Source organism: Bradyrhizobium sp. AZCC 2289, from assembly GCF_036924615.1.
Lineage (GTDB): Bacteria > Pseudomonadota > Alphaproteobacteria > Rhizobiales > Xanthobacteraceae > Bradyrhizobium.
Map to the genome: position 1 here is coordinate 10,195,157 of NZ_JAZHRY010000001.1, position 17,045 is coordinate 10,212,201.

The 17,045-nt window shown below is 61.2% G+C and carries 18 protein-coding genes and 1 pseudogene; 9 read left to right on the forward strand and 10 right to left on the reverse strand.

Annotated elements, in window-relative coordinates; genetic code table 11:
- Window positions 1-285 precede the first annotated feature (285 nt).
- Window positions 286-2,358 carry a PAS domain-containing sensor histidine kinase gene (locus tag V1289_RS48100; protein WP_334406822.1) on the forward strand — a complete coding sequence of 691 codons (2,073 nt, stop codon included), beginning with the start codon at window positions 286-288 and terminating at the stop codon, window positions 2,356-2,358.
- Here V1289_RS48100 and V1289_RS48105 read toward each other — a convergent pair.
- Window positions 2,353-2,757, reverse strand: coding sequence for a response regulator transcription factor (locus V1289_RS48105; RefSeq protein ID WP_334406824.1), 405 nt, complete (start codon window positions 2,755-2,757; stop codon window positions 2,353-2,355). The genes V1289_RS48100 and V1289_RS48105 overlap by 6 nt on opposite strands.
- Before the next feature lie 226 nt (window positions 2,758-2,983).
- On the opposite strand from V1289_RS48105, the gene V1289_RS48110 reads away from it, so the two are divergent.
- From V1289_RS48110 to V1289_RS48115, 3 genes are all read left to right on the forward strand, one after another.
- Complete coding sequence (locus V1289_RS48110; protein WP_334406826.1) at window positions 2,984-3,619, forward strand: response regulator transcription factor; 636 nt, start codon at window positions 2,984-2,986, stop codon at window positions 3,617-3,619.
- Window positions 3,620-4,204: 585 nt separating this feature from the next.
- Window positions 4,205-4,573, forward strand: coding sequence for a helix-turn-helix domain-containing protein (locus tag V1289_RS50120; RefSeq protein ID WP_442896236.1), 369 nt, complete (start codon window positions 4,205-4,207; stop codon window positions 4,571-4,573).
- A gap of 441 nt (window positions 4,574-5,014) precedes the next feature.
- A complete protein-coding gene (locus V1289_RS48115) occupies window positions 5,015-5,524 on the forward strand; it encodes a PaaI family thioesterase (RefSeq protein WP_334406828.1) in 510 nt (169 codons plus the stop codon).
- 1,044 nt (window positions 5,525-6,568) lie between these two features.
- Here V1289_RS48115 and V1289_RS48120 read toward each other — a convergent pair.
- Both V1289_RS48120 and V1289_RS48125 read right to left on the reverse strand, forming a co-directional pair.
- Window positions 6,569-7,339, reverse strand: a complete 771-nt coding sequence (locus V1289_RS48120) for a gamma-glutamyl-gamma-aminobutyrate hydrolase family protein (protein WP_334406830.1) — start codon at window positions 7,337-7,339, stop codon at window positions 6,569-6,571.
- Window positions 7,340-7,465: 126 nt separating this feature from the next.
- On the reverse strand, window positions 7,466-8,161 hold the full coding sequence (locus V1289_RS48125) for a hypothetical protein (protein WP_334406832.1): 696 nt from the start codon (window positions 8,159-8,161) through the stop codon (window positions 7,466-7,468).
- A gap of 151 nt (window positions 8,162-8,312) precedes the next feature.
- On the opposite strand from V1289_RS48125, the gene V1289_RS48130 reads away from it, so the two are divergent.
- Window positions 8,313-9,455 (forward strand): AI-2E family transporter, encoded by a 1,143-nt coding sequence (locus V1289_RS48130; RefSeq protein WP_334406834.1) that lies wholly within the window; start codon window positions 8,313-8,315, stop codon window positions 9,453-9,455.
- Window positions 9,456-9,562: 107 nt separating this feature from the next.
- Here the strand turns inward: V1289_RS48130 and V1289_RS48135 are convergent, their stop codons facing one another.
- The 6 genes from V1289_RS48135 to V1289_RS48160 all read right to left on the reverse strand — a co-directional run bounded on the left by V1289_RS48135 (window position 9,563) and on the right by V1289_RS48160 (window position 13,356).
- Complete coding sequence (locus tag V1289_RS48135; RefSeq protein ID WP_334406836.1) at window positions 9,563-9,859, reverse strand: antibiotic biosynthesis monooxygenase family protein; 297 nt, start codon at window positions 9,857-9,859, stop codon at window positions 9,563-9,565.
- Between the two features lie 161 nt (window positions 9,860-10,020).
- Window positions 10,021-10,257, reverse strand: coding sequence for a hypothetical protein (locus V1289_RS48140; protein ID WP_334406838.1), 237 nt, complete (start codon window positions 10,255-10,257; stop codon window positions 10,021-10,023).
- Between the two features lie 48 nt (window positions 10,258-10,305).
- Entirely contained in the window at window positions 10,306-11,523 is a 1,218-nt protein-coding gene (locus tag V1289_RS48145; RefSeq protein ID WP_334406840.1) for a GGDEF domain-containing protein, read from the reverse strand.
- Between the two features lie 307 nt (window positions 11,524-11,830).
- Window positions 11,831-12,307: a 30S ribosomal protein S9 gene (gene rpsI / locus V1289_RS48150; protein ID WP_074276446.1), complete on the reverse strand. Its 477-nt coding sequence runs from the start codon at window positions 12,305-12,307 to the stop codon at window positions 11,831-11,833.
- Window position 12,308: 1 nt separating this feature from the next.
- Window positions 12,309-12,773 carry a 50S ribosomal protein L13 gene (gene rplM, locus V1289_RS48155; protein WP_074276445.1) on the reverse strand — a complete coding sequence of 155 codons (465 nt, stop codon included), beginning with the start codon at window positions 12,771-12,773 and terminating at the stop codon, window positions 12,309-12,311.
- 154 nt (window positions 12,774-12,927) lie between these two features.
- Window positions 12,928-13,356: a PaaI family thioesterase gene (locus V1289_RS48160; protein ID WP_074276444.1), complete on the reverse strand. Its 429-nt coding sequence runs from the start codon at window positions 13,354-13,356 to the stop codon at window positions 12,928-12,930.
- Between the two features lie 72 nt (window positions 13,357-13,428).
- Here V1289_RS48160 and V1289_RS48165 point away from each other — a divergent pair, with 72 nt between their 5' ends.
- The 3 genes and pseudogenes from V1289_RS48165 (at window position 13,429) to V1289_RS48175 (ending at window position 16,276) form a co-directional block, all read left to right on the forward strand.
- Window positions 13,429-14,253: an enoyl-CoA hydratase gene (locus V1289_RS48165; RefSeq protein WP_334406845.1), complete on the forward strand. Its 825-nt coding sequence runs from the start codon at window positions 13,429-13,431 to the stop codon at window positions 14,251-14,253.
- A 7-nt stretch (window positions 14,254-14,260) separates the two neighbouring features.
- Entirely contained in the window at window positions 14,261-14,845 is a 585-nt protein-coding gene (locus V1289_RS48170; RefSeq protein WP_074276442.1) for a CoA-binding protein, read from the forward strand.
- A gap of 149 nt (window positions 14,846-14,994) precedes the next feature.
- A pseudogene (locus V1289_RS48175) lies at window positions 14,995-16,276 on the forward strand (O-acetylhomoserine aminocarboxypropyltransferase).
- Window positions 16,277-16,376: 100 nt separating this feature from the next.
- Here the strand turns inward: V1289_RS48175 and V1289_RS48180 are convergent.
- On the reverse strand, window positions 16,377-16,586 hold the full coding sequence (locus V1289_RS48180; RefSeq protein ID WP_334406847.1) for a hypothetical protein: 210 nt from the start codon (window positions 16,584-16,586) through the stop codon (window positions 16,377-16,379).
- Window positions 16,587-16,618: 32 nt separating this feature from the next.
- On the opposite strand from V1289_RS48180, the gene V1289_RS48185 reads away from it, so the two are divergent.
- Window positions 16,619-17,044 carry a hypothetical protein gene (locus V1289_RS48185; RefSeq protein WP_334406849.1) on the forward strand — a complete coding sequence of 142 codons (426 nt, stop codon included), beginning with the start codon at window positions 16,619-16,621 and terminating at the stop codon, window positions 17,042-17,044.
- Window position 17,045 lies beyond the last annotated feature (1 nt).

The following is a 17,045-nucleotide window of genomic DNA, read 5'->3' on the forward strand; positions in this document are numbered from 1 at the left end:
CGGCATGAACTCACGCGAGCCAAGAGCGCGACCGATCAATTAAGTGCAATCCGCGTAATTGGGGGCACTTTTGCATCGGGCTCACGCAGTCTGTAGATGGGGTAACGGGCTAAGTTTGCTTCCGCTTTCGAGGCATATCGGACATGGCCGGACCTGGCACTGTCGCGGCCCTGTCGCGAATGCCCCGAGGCGGACCAGACGGCCGCTCACCGAGCCCAGAACCAGCCACTTCCAGCGCCGGGTCAAACTGACTACGATGCGCTTCCCTGAGCATCGGGTAAGGGCATGAGACGGCGCTCCAAAGCAGGATCGACCAAACCGCGCCGCCGCAAGGCCCCGGCAGCAAGGCGCCGCCGCAGCGTCGAGACAATTCGAGGTGTTACCTCATCCGCGTCCAAGGAGGAGTTACGGTTTGCGCTGCTTAAGCGCAAACTCTCAGAAGCGCGCCGGCATCAGCGGCGTGCCGAGGAAGCATTGCGGGAGAGCGAACACCAGCTCCATCAAATTATCGACACGGTACCAAGCTTCCTCTGGTCCGCTGACCCTACCGGCGAACCGACGTATGTCAATCAGCGCGCTTTGGACTACAGCGGCATGCGGTTTGAGGAGTTTAAGCATGGTGGTTGGGAAGTATTCATACACCCGGCCGACTTTCCAGGAACGATAAAGGCCTTCAGTCACGCAATTGAGACCGGAACACCCTACGAGACTGTACATCGCCTGCGTCGGTGGGACGGTGAATATCGTTGGCACCAAGCTCGCGGTGATCCCCTGCGCGATCGGGATGGGCTCATCATACAGTGGTATGGCGTCGCTGTTGACATCGATGACGCCAAGAAGGCTGAAGACCGGCTTCGCCGCAGCGAAGCCTATCTGGCGGAAGCACAGAGGCTGACCCATACCGCTACCGCGGCCTACGACGCGACGAAAATCCTCTATTTTTCTGACGAGGCTTTTCGCCTGTTCGGGTTTGATCCGCTGCAGGGCCTTCCAAGCCGAGAAGCGGTGTGGCAACGGATCCATCCAGACGACGTAGAGACGGTGAAAGAAAAGATCGAGCACGCATTGCACGAAAAGAGAAGCTTCCAAAACGAGTTCAGACTCAAGCTACCAGATGGGACGCTCAAACATGTCGAAGCAGATATCTTGCCCGTGTTCTCGGCAACCGGAGAGTTTGTAGAGATTATCGCCACGGCGGTCGACGTGACAGAACGCAAGCGCGCCGAGGACACGTTGCGCCGTGGTCAAGCCTGGCTTGCACAAGCGCAGAGGCTAAGCCACACCGGTACTTGGGTTTTAGACGGGACAACGAGGCGCTTTCTGCATTGGTCGGACGAGAGTTACCGCATCTGGGGGTTTGATCCGCTGCAGGGCCTTCCAAGCCGAGACGATATGTGGGGACGCATTCACCCAGACGATCGAGAAAGGCTGTGGGGAGAAGTCCAGGAGGCATTGCGCGAGAAAAGAGATTTCTTCGAAGAATTCAGAATCTTATTGCCTGATGGAACAGTCAAATGGCTGGAAGCAAACACCCATCATGAATTTTCCCCACTCGGCGCACTACTCGAGGTCGTTTGCACAAACATCGACGTGACGGAACGGAACCGCGCACAAGACGAGCGTGAGCAGCTGCGTCAGCTTGAGGCGGAACTTGCCCACATAAACCGCGTAAGCACGATGGGAGAATTGGCTGCCTCGCTGTCCCACGAAATTCTGCATCCGATCGCGACCGCCCGCAACAACGCCCGTGCGGGGATGCGCTTTTTGGAAATGAATCCACCGAATCTGGATGAGGCCAGGGAAGCGCTCGGTTGTGTCGTCAGGGATGCGGACCGAGCCAAGGATATCGTCGGACGGATTCGTAATCAGATCAAGAGAGCGCCTCCGCGAAAGATGCGTTTTGGCCTCCATGAAGCGGTCAACGAGGTGATTGTCATGGTGCAAAGCGCAATCGCCAAGAACGGGATCTCGTTCAGTACTCGCCTGATGGACGGGCTGGTTCCTGTTCAGGGTGATCGCGTTCAACTGCAGCAAGTACTCGTGAATCTGATCTTGAATGCGATCGAAGCGATGAGCTCAATCGAGGACGGGACGCGAGAGTTGTCGATCAGAACCGAGCAAAGCCAAACCGGCGGCATTCTCGTCGCTGTGCACGATTCAGGGCCCGGCGTTGATCCGGTAAACCTCGAGCGAGTTTTCGAGCCCTTCTACACGACCAAGACCAGCGGAATTGGGATGGGGCTTTCGATTTGCCAGACCATCATCAATGGTCATGGGGGCCGGTTGTGGATGAGTGCCAATGAGCCTCGGGGGGCCGTATTTCAGTTCACCCTGCCCGCGGCCCAGGAGGATTCATGAATTGTCTTCGATCGGCGTACCGGGCTGCAGAACCGAACGCAGGCATCGCTCGAGATGGTCGTCGTCCACTGGCTTGCTGAGGTAGCAAACAACCCCGTCCTTTAGGGCCCGATCCCTGACGACTTCATCGGGATATGCAGTAACGAGGATCGTCGGGATCGCGTACCCCGTGTCGACCAAATGCCTGTGCAGCTCGACTCCAGTCATGCCAGGCATGTGAACGTCGGCGACCAAGCAAGCGGTTTCAGGCAAGAGACGCGATGCGAGGAAATCGGCTGCTGACGGAAATGCTTCAACAGTGTAGCCCAGCAACGTTACGAGCTTTCGCATTGATTCGCGAAAGGGCTGGTCATCATCGACGATAGATATCAGTGCACAGTTCAACATTGCGGCTTCCATGCACCTTCCTCGCTCCACCAAACCGGCGGCGCAATACCTCGTGCTGCACGCAAGTTGTAGTGTCAGTGACATTCCCCAATAATGCAATGCTGGCGCCCCTAAGCGATGGCTTAGGCTTTGGGCTATCCGCTTAGGCAACAGATACTGTTCATCTCGACAGACTGCGCGTAGAATAGCGGCAGTTCGAGTGAGAAGAATGCGCTCTCTTTGACGCAGGATACCGGGAATGGGTAACGCAAACCCCAGTGTCTCGGTGATCGATGACGATCCCGAGTTTCGCGACTCGGTCGTGCGGCTGTTGCGGACGGTCGGCCTGCATACCCGGCAATTTTCGTCTGTTCACGATTTTCTCACGGCCGATCCGCCGGAGGGCCCCACTTGCCTGGTGCTCGACGTGAGAATGCCGGGGCGAAGCGGTCTTGAGCTTCAGCGCGACCTTGCCGCCGCAAACAGGCAAGTGCCGATCATCTTCATCACGGCTCATGCCGACGTGCCAATGACCGTGCAAGCGATGAAGGGGGGTGCGATAGAGTTCCTTACAAAGCCGTTCCGTGATCAGGATCTTCTTGACGCTGTCGAGGCTGGCCTCGCTCGCGATCGTGCCCGCCGGGAGAGTGATAGGGCATTGGCTGCGCTCAGGGAGCGTTTCGACACGCTCAGCTCTCGCGAGCGCGAGGTCATGCTGCATGTCGTGACCGGTCGCCTAAACAAACAAATTGCCAACGACATCGGCATCGCCGAATCCACGGTGAAGGTACATCGCACCCACCTGATGCGGAAGATGAAGGCGCATTCACTGCCCGAGCTCAGCCGGATGGCTGACGTCCTCAATATGAGATCACAGCAGCCGCAGAACTCGTGAGCCGGCCTAAGAGTATCCTCCTGGGGCGTTTTCGCGCGCGGGCACTGTCCCTGCGCGTAAATTACCATCTGCCGCGCTTGCTACATCGCTGATCGTCCGCCCTTACCTGCTCATTCGGTTAACGGATGCTGAAGCACGAGGTTAGAGGTCTCGCGCCCGCGTCGTTCGTAAGCGATCGCTTAGCGTAGACAACCAAAAGCGAATGTCACACTACTCACCGCGCAATCGACCGCGCCGTGCCAAACCGTCAAAACGCGTCTTACCGGTTTTGTCGGGGAATTGCCCCCCCTCCACGCACGCGAGGTTATAATGCACGCATCAGGATCGATCGCACCTTCCGAACGCGTGACACAATTTCGTCATCGCGAACCGGGACTTCAAACTACGGTACCAGAATCCTCCTCTGCAGCTGATCAACAGTTCCACCTGGTGGCAAACAGCCTGGTCGAGCTGCTTGAAACTGCAAGGCGAGAGCTGGAGCGTGACCGAGAGTTGGCCAAGGCGTCACTGATTACGGCATCGCGCATCTTGCACACGGAGATCGAGCGTTGTTCAGTCGCCCACGGCTGCCCAAGAGGTGGTCTAATGGCTTGGCAGATCGCTCGCGTGCAAGCTTACATTGACAGCAACTTACATCGCGCCCTTCACATCCGGAATCTCGGTGCGGTCGCGTGTCGGAGCCCAGCGCACTTCTCTCGAAAATTCAAATTGGCTTTCGGCGAGTCGCCACATGCCTACGTGGTGAGAAGGCGTCTGGAGAGAGCCTGCCACCTGATGATGACCAGTGCAGCATCACTGAGTGAAATAGCCTTGAGCGTAGGTTTTTCGGATCAAGCACATCTATGCAGGCTCTTCAGAAGGGCTTTTGGTCAAAGTCCAGCCAGTTGGCGACGCGAACGCGGAATCCCTGGCGAGGTCACCTTGAGAACCGGCGCTGACGAGAATTTCCCGTGAGCGATGAGCGACCGAGCGGGTCACCTGGATCATTCCGCGAACCGTCTCAGATCGAAGTCTTCGAGGGCCCGGGGGCCTGGAGGCGCTTGCTTTTGAAGGCACACGGGCGCGTTTTCGAAACAATGACGGCAAGAACGTTCCCGACGCGACAAAAGCCTTCAAGACGGTGGCCTGTTTGAACGTCACATTGGCCCATGCGAAAATTGGTTGCGCAGTTCTAGTGAGTTCAAGAAGGCGAACGCGGACTTCCACCCGATTTATATGACACCATTCGATGGTTTTGCCAGGTGACGGGATTGGCTTCTGGGCCTAAGGTCGCGAGCTTGGTAGCGGACATTGTTGAACGGCTGCCAGACGCCGCGCTTGACCCGGCAATCCTCTCTGAACAATCATAAAAGCCCGGATCAGGTCCGGTATGACGACGCGGTGTGTTGAGAGATCATGGACGATAAATCCGGCAAGCAGGCTATCGAATACGGCATCGTACCCGTCGACGTGATGGCATCGATGTCGGGGCTCGATTTTGTCCGCGCGATCTTCGCGAGACGATTGCCGGAGCCGCCGATCATGCAGACGGTCGAGCCGTTCGACTGTACGGTCGAGCCCGGTGCCGTCGTGATTCACAGCGTGCCGGGTCTGCGCCATTACAATCCGATCGGCTCGGTGCATGGCGGCTATGCCGCGATCCTCCTGGATTCCGCGATGGGGCTCGCGGTGCAGAGCACGCTGCCCGCGGGCACCGGCTACACCACGCTGGAATTCAAGATCTCATTCGTGCGCGGCATGAACGAGACGAGCGGCGTGATCCGCACCGAGGGCCGCGTGCTCAACGCCGGCCGCCGCGTCGCTACCGCCGAGGCGCGCATCACCGATGCAAAGGATCGGCTGCTTGCGCATGCGACGACTACGTGCCTTGTGTTCGAATTTCCGAAGGGGAGCGCGAAAGGCTGACGTTGAATTGGAGGGTAGGCAAAGCGACTCTCATGCCGCTGGCGCCAAGAACGTCAGAGTTTGCGTAGCCGAGGAGCGGCCGATTGCATTTCGCTACAAATCCCAGCGCCTACGATCGGGCTGTCCTTGCCTTCATGAAGAAGCATTAGCGGACGTTTGCTAAGGCTGACACGTCAGCTTCTGGCACATTTCGGACGTCCCGTGATGTCCGACCAGAGTCCGAAATGCGCACTAAAGCGGACGTCCGCCCACCAATCTGAATTTATGAGTCCACGTCCTAACGGCTCCGGCCGAGGCCGGACTCGTTCGCTCCACCCATCTCGGATGCGCGTTTTGGACCCGACGGGCAAATCAGTGTTTGGCCCGTTCAAATCAGTGTCCAGTCCTCTCGCGAAAAATATTCCGCTTAACCCGTCGGGCAAATCACGGCTATCAATCCGCCCGTCTCACCCAAACGAGGGGCGGGTCGCGATCGTCACGAACGCGGGTTGAGATGCGGTGGACGCGGCAGCGTCGGCACGCAAATGTTCGCAGGGCGGTTTGACCGTGAGCGAGCATTGGCGCGCAAGACGAACGGCGCCAAAGCCCGTAGAGCCTCTTGGCGAAGACGGGTTGCTGCGTACGGTAAAACCGTGTGGTCCTGGCACCCGTTGCTGGTGTCAAGCTGCCGGTGGCTGATACGCTCCGACCGGATCGACCAGCCATCAAGCCGGCAGCGACGGTGACAAGACGAATTCGTCGCCGGGGAGAGCACGGCATAAGCCGTAAAACCATTGCGCGGGGAATGCCGGAGTGTCTCCGCTGAACCTGTATGCTCGTGTGCGTTTTCTTTTGTGCGCTTTGCACACGAGACCGTGGGTGCAGCGCGCACCTGGCATTCCCTGCTCCCTCTTCGAGGGAGGGATTAGTGCAAAACTTCGGGCGCGTCGCGCCGCGAGAACGTGAACTGATGTTTGAAATTTGAAGCACGTCGTCCCGGCCTTGAGCCGGGACGACGCAGGACCAAAGAGCATCGGGTGCATGAATCTCGAAATCCGTACCAGCCTAGCCCGCCCGCCGATGCAGCTTGAGCGCTTCGCCGAAGGCCTGGAACAGCGCGCGGTTGATCGGGTTGCGTTGCGGGTCGTATTCCGCATGCCATTGCACGCCGAGTGCAAAGCCCGGCGCATCCGCGATCCGGATTGCCTCGATGGTGCCGTCTTCCGCGACGCCCTCGATCACGACGCGCTTGCCGGGCTCGAGGATGCCCTGCCCGTGCAGCGAATTGACGCGGATGGTTTCACGGCCGAGCAGCTTTGCAAAGGCGCCGCCCGGCGTGAGCTTAACGTCATGCCGGTCGGCAAACACGACCGTCGGATCGGGATGGATCTCGCCGTTCTCCAGCCGCGGCATGCGGTGGTTCATGCGGCCGGGTATTTCGCGGATTTCGGGATGCAGCGAGCCGCCGAAGGCGACGTTCATTTCCTGCAAGCCGCGGCAGATGCCGAACAGCGGCACGCCGCGGGCGACGCAGGCTTCCGACAGCGCCAGCGCGACGTCGTCGCGGTGGATATCGTAGGGCTCGTGCTTCTCATGCGGCTCGGTCTTGAACCGCGTCGGGTGGACATTGGCCCGCGCGCCGGTCAGCACCACGCCGTCGACGACATCGAGCAAGGCGCCGATATCGGTGATATCAGGCGATCCCGCAAACATCAGCGGCAACGCCCCCGCCACGTCGGCGACGGCGCGCAGGTTGCGTTCTCCGACCATCTGCGTCGCGAAACGATTTTCGACGCGATAGGCGTTCCCGATCACACCGACCACGGGCCGTCTCATCGCCAAAATTCCGCTGTCATGGTCTTGCGCAAGAAGGGATTTCTATCTCGGGCCACGATTCCAGCCGATCATGCCTCCCGGACAGCCCTGGAGCAATATCCCACAGACCTACGCGGGCCTGCCTTGCTATTTTCGCGTAAAAGCCTCTTTGGCGTCGATCGCCTCAATGCCGGGCAATCCGGCCGCCCGGAGCGCAATTGCCGCGGGATTACCGGCGCCATTCAGCCACGGCAATTTTGCGACGATTCCGCGGGTCACCGGCTCGCCCAGCGCGCCGCCGAAATCGAGCGGCCAAAGCCCGTTCGGCACCACCTCGGCCGTGATGCCCTGGAGGCGATATCCTTTCCCCAACGCCGCCTCGGCGTCGTCAGGGGAGATCGCCCGTGCGGTCCCCGGGTTGGCCGGGTCCGCGAAAGTCACGAGCACCGGGATCAGTGCCTCCCTGACCGGCACGCTGCCGGTCAACCGGTTCATTTCGTTGAACGACACCCGCTTGCCGCCGGCCGCCGTATAGGCGCGCAACGCCACGTAGTTGATGTCGTCGAGATCGAGCTTTTTGTCGATATGCGCCAAAAGCGCGACGAGATTTTTGCCGCCGCCGAGATCGACGAAGATGGCATCGCCTTTGGTGCTTGTGTGGCCGCCACGGCTGTAACCGCGGTCGGGGTGAACCGCGAGCACGCCGGAGGCCGACTTACTCCCCTCGGGAGTCTCGACCTCGACCGTCAGGCGGTATTTATGGCCGGGGCGGTTGATCCTGATCTGATCACCGATAAACAGCGCGGCCAGCAGCGCAACCGGCCCGAACCATTTGAAATTCATCTGCCCCTCGCCGGATCCGTCGCGGTCCCGTTCATTCATCGCTTGGCATACCGGACGCGCCAGCGTCAAACCGGCGCGCCCTCGCCGCTTGATCCCGGTCGCGTTTTGGCGAAAGAGTGGCCGGGACAATTGGCACGGGAAGGAATCAACGGTGACCGATTCGGCTGACAATCGTCTTCAGGCCCGCAACGACCTGGCATGGGCGATCGCGGTCGGCGGCGTCGGCATCGTGCTGTTCGCCGCGCTGCTGCTGTTCGCCTGGAGCTTTGCGGAAACGCTGTTCCTGATCTTCGCCGGGATGCTGCTGGGCGTCGCCCTCAACGCCATGAGCAATCTGCTCGGCCGTCTCGTCAATCTGCCGCACGCGCTCCGGCTCGCGGTGGTGTGCCTGGCGCTGGCGGGACTGTTGTCCGGGATCGTCGTGCTCGGCGGCAACACGATCGCAAAGCAGGCCACGGTGCTGAGCAACACCATCAAATCGCAGCTTGGAAACGTCAAATCCTTCCTGGAAGAGCACGGCGTCGACACCAGCTATCTCGATTTCACCAGCGCCGGCCAAACCGCGACCGCGGAAGGCGCCGCCGCGGCGGCAACGCCGGGCGCGTCGCCGGCGCATAATCTGCCGAGCGCGGGCACGCTTGCCTCCAGCGGCGGCGCGATCGTCAGCCAGACGCTGAAAGTCCTGCTCGGCACCGTCAGCGTGGTCGGCAACTTCTTCATCGTGCTGTTCCTGGGACTGGCCTTCGCAGCGCAGCCCAGCGTCTACCGCACCGGCCTGTTGTTCATGGCGCCGGCAAAACATCGCGCGCCCGCCACCATCATCGTCGACCGCATCGGGGATACGCTGGAGCGCTGGCTGATCGCGCAGATCATCACCATGGCCGCGGTGTTTTTGGTGACCTGGATCGGACTTGCGATCATCGGCATCGACAGCTCGTTCATCCTGGGAATCCAGGCCGGCCTGCTGGCGTTCATTCCGACCGTCGGCGCGATCCTTGCCGGACTGATCGTGGTGCTGGCGAGCCTCGCCTCGGGATGGATCGCGGGCTTGAGCGCCTTCATCCTGTTCCTCGGCGTGCACGCGATGGAAAGCTATGTGCTGACGCCGATCATCCAGCGTCAGGCGCTCGATATCCCGCCGGCCACGCTGTTTGCGTTCCAGATCCTGCTTGGCGTCGTGTTCGGCATCTGGGGCCTCGCGCTCGCGCTGCCCCTGATGGCGATCGCAAAAGTCATGATCGACCATTTCAAGGCGGAAGGCGTTGCGCCGGAGGCTGCGGCGGCGACGACTTGAAAAACCCAAAGCGTTTTCGAGCGAAGTGGGCACCGGTTCGCGTGGAGAAAACGCGTCAAAACAAGAATGTAGAGCCCGGTTCTGATGCAATCAGAACCGATCAGGCTCTAGGTCGTCAGCACCGTCTCGGTGTGCTCGACCTCCGGGGGTGCTGCAAAATACTGCCCGACCAGGGCGCGCCATGCGGTGAAATCCTCGGAGCCGCGGAAATCGACAGTGTGATTTTCCAGCGTTTCCCACTTCGCCATCAGCCGGTACCGCGACGGTTTTTCGACCGATTTGTGCAGTTCAAAACCCTTGCCGCCCCTGGCGCGCAGGAACAGCGGCCGCGCCTTGGCGACCGCGGCCTCAAAATCCTTCTCGGTGCCGGGCTTGACGTCGATTTGTGCGATTTCGGTGATCATGTGGGACGGCCTTTCCTTGGGAACGACCGTCTCTATAGCGTTTTCGAGCGAAGTGGACACCGGTTCGCGTGAAGAAAACGCGTCAAAACAAAAACTTCCAGCCGGCCAAAAAGAAAAAGGCGCCTCACGGCGCCTGTATCCCCATCCATATTCGCGCCAACTCAGTTGAGCAGCAGCACCGTGCCGGCCACGATCATCGCGCAGCCGAGGAACAGAATGGCAGGCCAGCGCCTTCTACGCTGATCGTAACACCCCTGCGCACGACGCTCAGTGATGAGCGCCATCTCGTATTCTTCCGAGGTAGAAAACATGCAGGCAAACCCGCCGCGGGCCGAGGCTGCTGCCGCTTCGAGCGACATCAGGGCGGCTTGCGGATTGCTTCTGCGGATCGAGTCCATACCCCGGATGATACGGACGGCATGGTAAACGCGAGGTTAAAGCCGGCGCTACGGCGTCACCGGCGCCGGCCGCGCCGGCGTCGCGATGCCGGCCGTTTTGCGCCGCCAGTTTTCCAGCGACAGCGGCAGTTCTTCGGCGGCCTCGACGCGATTGCGGCCAGAACGCTTGGCCTGGTAGAGCGCGGTGTCGGCCGCCGCCAACAGCACCTCCAGTTCGGTGCCGGCCGGCCCGCCGGCCACGCCAATGCTGACGGTGGTATCGACCGGGCCTTCTTCACAGGTGATCCCGGAAGCCTCGAACGCCTCGCGCACGCGCTCGGCCACGATCACGCCCTCCTCCAGCGAACACGGCAGCAGGGCTGCAAATTCCTCGCCACCGACGCGTCCCGAGAGGTCGCTGATGCGGACATTGTTGGTCACGACGGTGGCGAACAGCTTCAGGATCTCGTCGCCGGCGGGATGACCGAAGCGGTCGTTGATCGACTTGAAGTAGTCGATGTCGCAGATCATCACGGTGACCGGACGGCCGGCATTGGCTTCGCGTTCGATCACCCGCGAGCAGGCTTCCGCAAAGCCGCGGCGGTTGAACATCCCGGTCAGGGGATCGACCGAGGCCGCAGTCTTGTGCACCGTCACCGCGCGGTCCGACACCAGCATGAAGATGACGAACACGGTGCCGATCGCATAGAGCACCAGTTCGATCGAGAATGCCGTCACCCAGACGCTGCTGGAAAACGTCGCATCGTGCGGGCGCAAGAGGTCGCCGAGCAGGATCGGCAGCATCAGTACGGCGCCGTGCAGCACCGGGACGATGATCGTCGGCCAGCGCTTCTGCATCGCGCGGCGGCGCTCATTCCACAACTGCGCGGCCGTCAGTGCCGCATAGACCGCGACGATCGCCGCGCCGACGGTCAGACGCAGCGCGGCATCCTCGGGCGGCAGCATCACGACGGCGGCCGCCCATACGATCGCGCCCAGCACCAGTCCCGGCAGGTTGGGCTTGCGGCCGTGGAACACGCGCGATGCATTCCAGACCATGCCGCAGGCGACGAAGCCCACCGCATGCATCGCCAGCGTCAACGGGCCGCCGAGCGTTGGGCCTGCAATCGTCCAGATCGCGACAGAGGCGGCGCCGAGCAGATAGGCGGTGCCCCACCATTTCAATGCCGGGATGTTCTCCTGCCTGCCGAAGAACATCAGCATGGCGCCAAGCATGCCCGCGACCATGGTCGCGAACAGATAAAGTGTGGATGTGTCGAACGACATGAGCTCACCCTGCCCTGTGATGCAACGTTCTCTGGCGCGATTGAAATGTGATGCCGCGCCATTACGATGTCACACGCTAAGACCGCCGGGTTCCAAATCCGTTTGCACGCATACGCAAGTTTTCAGGAAAAACTGCGTTAATTCATCTCTAAACTCCAGGGCCCGATTCCGATGCAATCAGAATCGGGCCCTGGCTTTTTGTTCTGACGCGTTTTCTTCACGCGAACCCGCTCCAACAAAAAGGGCGCCTCTCGGCGCCCTCTTCGATTCACGAATGCAGCAAACGCTGCAAATTTTAGCGAAGCAATTAGCGCTTCGAGAACTGGAACGACTTGCGCGCCTTGGCGCGGCCGTACTTCTTGCGCTCGACGGTACGGCTGTCGCGGGTCAGGAAACCGCCCTTCTTCAGCACGCCGCGCAGATCCGGTTCGAAATAGGTCAGCGCCTTGGAGATGCCGTGACGGACGGCGCCTGCCTGGCCCGACAGGCCACCACCGGCGACGGTGCAGATCACGTCGTACTGGCCGGCACGGGCGGCTGCGACCAGCGGCTGCTGGATCAACATCCGCAACACCGGGCGGGCGAAATACACTTCGACTTCACGGGTGTTGACGATGACCTTGCCGGCGCCCGGCTTGATCCAGACGCGGGCGACCGCGTCCTTGCGCTTGCCGGTGGCGTAGGCGCGACCGTATTTGTCGACCTTCTTGACGTATTTCGGTGCTTCCGGCGCGGCCGGCTTCAACGACGACAATTGATCGAGAGACTGCATGGTATCGGACATCTTATGCGGCCCTCATGTTCTTGCGGTTCATCGAAGCGATATCGAGCGGCTCGGGCTGCTGGGCTTCATGCGGATGTTCGGCGCCGGGATAAACGCGCAGATTGCCCATCTGCACACGGCCGAGCGGACCGCGCGGAACCATGCGCTCGATCGCCTTCTCGACCACGCGCTCGGGGAAGCGACCCTCAAGGATCGACTTCGCGGTGCGCTCCTTGATGCCACCGATGAAGCCGGTGTGCTTGTAATAGACCTTCTGCTCGCGCTTGCGGCCGGTCAGCACGACGTGAGCCGCGTTGATGATGACGACGTGGTCGCCGCAATCGACATGGGGCGTGTAGGTGGGCAGATGTTTGCCGCGCAGGCGCATCGCGACCAGAGTGGCGAGCCGGCCGACCACCAAACCCTTGGCGTCGATCAGCACCCACTTCTTCGTCACTTCGGCGGGCTTGGCCGAAAACGTTTTCATGTGAGAAAATCCGTAAATGGGGGACCGGCGCAACACGCGCCGAACTGCGGCGGTTTCTAGAGAACCGGACGTTGTGCGTCAATGCCGGAGTGTGTGGATTTATGCTGCAGAAACAGTGACTTGCAAATATGGTGTTATAGTACCGTGAGAAAGCCTATGTGTTTGGAATGGAATAGGTCGCCGTTACGTGCGCGATCGGATCGGGCGACGACCCCGACAGCAAATTGACCTCGCCGACCGCGAGCCGCTTGCCCAGCTTCAACAGTTTCGCCGCGGCCAGCACGTCCTGCCCGGGCAGCCCCTTGCGCAGGAAATTGATGTTGAGATTGGTCGTCACCGCCAGGCCGACCGGACCGATCGCCGACAGCAGCACCACGTACATCGCGAAATCGGCCATCGCCATCAGCGTCGGCCCCGAAACCGTCCCGCCCGGGCGCAGCATCTGGTCGTTGTAGCGCTGACGGAGCAGACAGGTCTCGCCGTCGGCGCTTTCGATGGTGATATCACCGCCCCTGAAGGCCTGGGGGAATTCGTCGTGAAGGAACTTCTCCAGTTCAGCCACGCTCATTTTCGCTGCCGCCATGCCGTCCCCTGCCCTCGCTTCAGATTGCCTGTTACATTAAGTTGTCATCAAAGCCCTAGTGGAAATTTCGCTATGTCCGCCCAGCCCGCCCGCGCACCAACGCCGCATTCGCCGATCCTGCTGCGCGAGAGTGCAGGCCACGTCGCCGTACTCACGCTCAACCGGCCCGCGGCGCGCAACAGCCTGTCGGAAGGCCTGATCGCCGAGCTGCACGCGGCGCTGAACGACCTTCACGACGACCGAAACGTGCGCGCGGTGGTGATCGCGGCCAATGGTCCGGCCTTTTCCGCTGGCCACGACATGAAAGAACTGACCGCTCGCCGCGCCGATGCCGATCGCGGCCGTGCTTATTTCGCGCAAATCATGAACGCCTGCAGCGCGATGATGCAGGCGATCGTGCAGCTGCCCAAGCCCGTGGTGGCCGCCGTGCAGGGCATCGCGACCGCGGCCGGCTGCCAGCTGGTGGCGAGCTGCGATCTTGCGGTGGCCTCCGACGCCGCGGGCTTCGCCACGCCCGGCGTCGATATCGGCCTGTTCTGTTCGACGCCGATGGTGGCGCTGTCGCGCAATGTTCCGCGCAAGCAGGCGATGGAGATGCTGCTCACCGGCGAGCCGATTTCGGCGACGACGGCACAGAGCATCGGCCTCGTCAACCGGGTCGTGGCCGCCGGCACCGAACGCGATGCCGCCATCGCGCTGGCGCAACAGGTCGCGCGCAAATCCGCCTACACGGTGAAGCTCGGCAAGGAAGCGTTCTATCGGCAGGCCGAAATGAGCCTTGCCGACGCCTATCGCTATGCGGCAGAGGTAATGACCGAGAACATGATGGCGCGCGATGCCGAAGAAGGCATCGGCGCCTTTATCGAAAAGCGCGAGCCGAACTGGCAGGATAAATAAAACCGCAATGAATCATGACGCCTACGACGACAATTACATCCGCGAAATCCTCAACGGCGTGAAATCGATCGCGATGGTGGGCGCATCGCCGGTCAATGTGCGGCCGAGCTATTTTGCCTTCAAATATCTGGCGCAGCGCGGCTACGACATGATTCCGGTCAATCCCGGCCATGTCGGCAAGAGCCTGCTCGGCAAGCCCTTCGTGGCTTCGCTAGCGGATATCGGCCGTCCCGTCGACATGATCGACATCTTCCGCAATTCCAGCCACATCCTTCCCGTCGTCGACGAAGCGCTGAAGCTGTCGCCGCCGCCGAAAGTGATCTGGATGCAGCTCGGCGCGCGCGACGACGCCGCGGCGGCAAAGGCGGAAGCCGCCGGTCTCAAGGTCGTGATGAACCGCTGCCCGAAGATCGAATATGGCCGGCTATCGTCGGAAATTTCCTGGATGGGCGTCAACTCGCGAACGCTGAGCTCCAAGCGCGCCCCGATCCCGACGCAGGGCATGCGGCTGTCGTTGAACCGCACGAGCGTCGGCGGCGGCGAAACCGCGGCGTCCGACCGCGCCGCGAAAAACAAGAGCGAACTGACGTGACGCAAATGCGAAACGATTGTTTTGAAAACGCAAATAACGAAGCACGACCGTTCTAATCCACGATATGCGAACTACGCGCCTTGACGGCGGACGCGGCCGCCATCAGCATGCCGCGCATTTTCGAACAAGCCAAAAATAGGACGTAAATAATGACCGACCGTCTTCCGGGATTTTCGACCCTTGCCGTGCACGCGGGCGCGCAGCCTGATCCGACCACCGGCGCGCGCGTGACGCCGATCTATCAAACCACTTCATTCGTGTTCAACGATGCCGATCACGCCGCCTCGCTGTTCGGACTGCAGGCGTTCGGCAACATCTATACCCGCATCACCAACCCGACCACCGCCGTACTCGAAGAGCGCGTCGCAGCGCTCGAAGGCGGCACCGCCGCGCTGGCGGTTGCGTCCGGACACGCCGCGCAGGTCGTCGTGCTTCAGCAATTACTGATGCCGGGCGACGAATTCATTGCCGCGCGAAAACTCTATGGCGGCTCGATCAACCAGTTCACCCATGCGTTCAAGAGCTTTGGCTGGAACGTGGCATGGGCCGATCCCGACGATGTCGAGACTTTTGAGCGCGCGGTCACGCCGCATACCAAGGCGATCTTCATCGAGTCGATCGCCAATCCCGCCGGCAGCATCACCGATATCGAGGCGATCGCCGCCGTCGCGCGCAAGGCCGGCGTGCCCCTGATCGTCGACAACACGCTGGCGACGCCCTATTTGATCCGCCCGATCGACCACGGCGCCGACATCGTCGTGCATTCGCTGACGAAGTTTCTGGGCGGCCACGGCAACTCGCTCGGCGGCATCATCGTCGATGCCGGCACCTTCGACTGGTCGAAGGACAACAAATATCCGATGCTGAGCGAGCCGCGCCCCGAATATCACGGCATCAGGATCCAGGAGACGTTTGGCAACTTTGCATTTGCGATCGCCTGCCGCGTGCTCGGCCTGCGCGACCTCGGACCGGCGATTTCGCCCTTCAATGCGTTCCTGATCCTGACCGGCATCGAGACGCTGCCGCTGCGCATGCAGAAGCATTGCGAGAACGCCAAGGGGGTCGCGGAATTCCTCTCCGGCCATCCGGCGGTGGCGGAGGTGAATTACTCAGGCCTCGCGAGCAACAAATACAACAACCTGGCGCGCAAATATGCGCCGAAGGGCGCCGGCGCCGTCTTCACCTTCAGCCTCAAGGGCGGCTACGACGCCGGCGTCAGCCTGGTGTCGAACCTGAAACTGTTTTCCCACCTCGCCAACGTCGGCGACACCCGCTCGCTGGTGATCCACCCCGGCCTCGACCACGCACAGCCAGCTCGACGACGCCGCCAAGGTGAAGTCGGGTGCAGCTCCCGACGTGGTGCGTCTATCGATCGGCATCGAGGACAAGGAAGATCTGATCGCAGATCTCGAGCAGGCGCTGAGCGCCTAGTTGGCCGTCATTGCGAGGAGCGCAGCGACGAAGCAATCCATGGTTCCATCTGCGGTGAGATGGATTGCTTCGCTTCGCTCGCAATGACGGAGGAGGCGTTTCACCCCTTCGCAGGCGGGTACCCATACTTCTCCGGATTGCCCAGCGTGGTGTCTGTCGTGGACGCCGCCTGCTCCGCCGTCAGTTCGGTCGCCATCAATATCTCGATCATCCTGGCCCGGTCGCGTTTGGCGACCGCGCCGTCCCACTCGGCCATCTGGCCCGAAATCACGAGCCTCTCGTTAACGGTCATTCCGGCATAAAGTGGCATTGAATAGCTCCGGATGATTCGGGAGATGATCGATGTTGCACTGGATGATGCCATATCTGATGCCATGTCTCGTTGCGGTTTTCGCGGTTGGGACCGCTTCCGCCGCCGACGGGCCTTTGGCCACCAAGCGGGCCGCCTATCGCGCCGCCAGCAAACTGCCGCCGGGCCTGCCCCGCACCCATTACAAATACCGGACGACCGTTGCGCCCGCCGCGCCGCCTTATGGGCGACGGGTCTATGTCGAGGAAGAGCCGGAAGTGCTGTTCACGCCGTCGAGTGGATACGTTCCGTACATCCCGCCGCTGGTCGGCACTCCGCTGCTGCCGGGCTCATCGGCGCTCCCGGGCTATTATGGACGGGCGTTCGATTACAATTACCAGGGCCCCTATTACGGCGGCCCCTATGTCAGCTATTGGAACCGGCTGCCCTACGCCTGCGGCGTGTACGGCTATTGCTGAC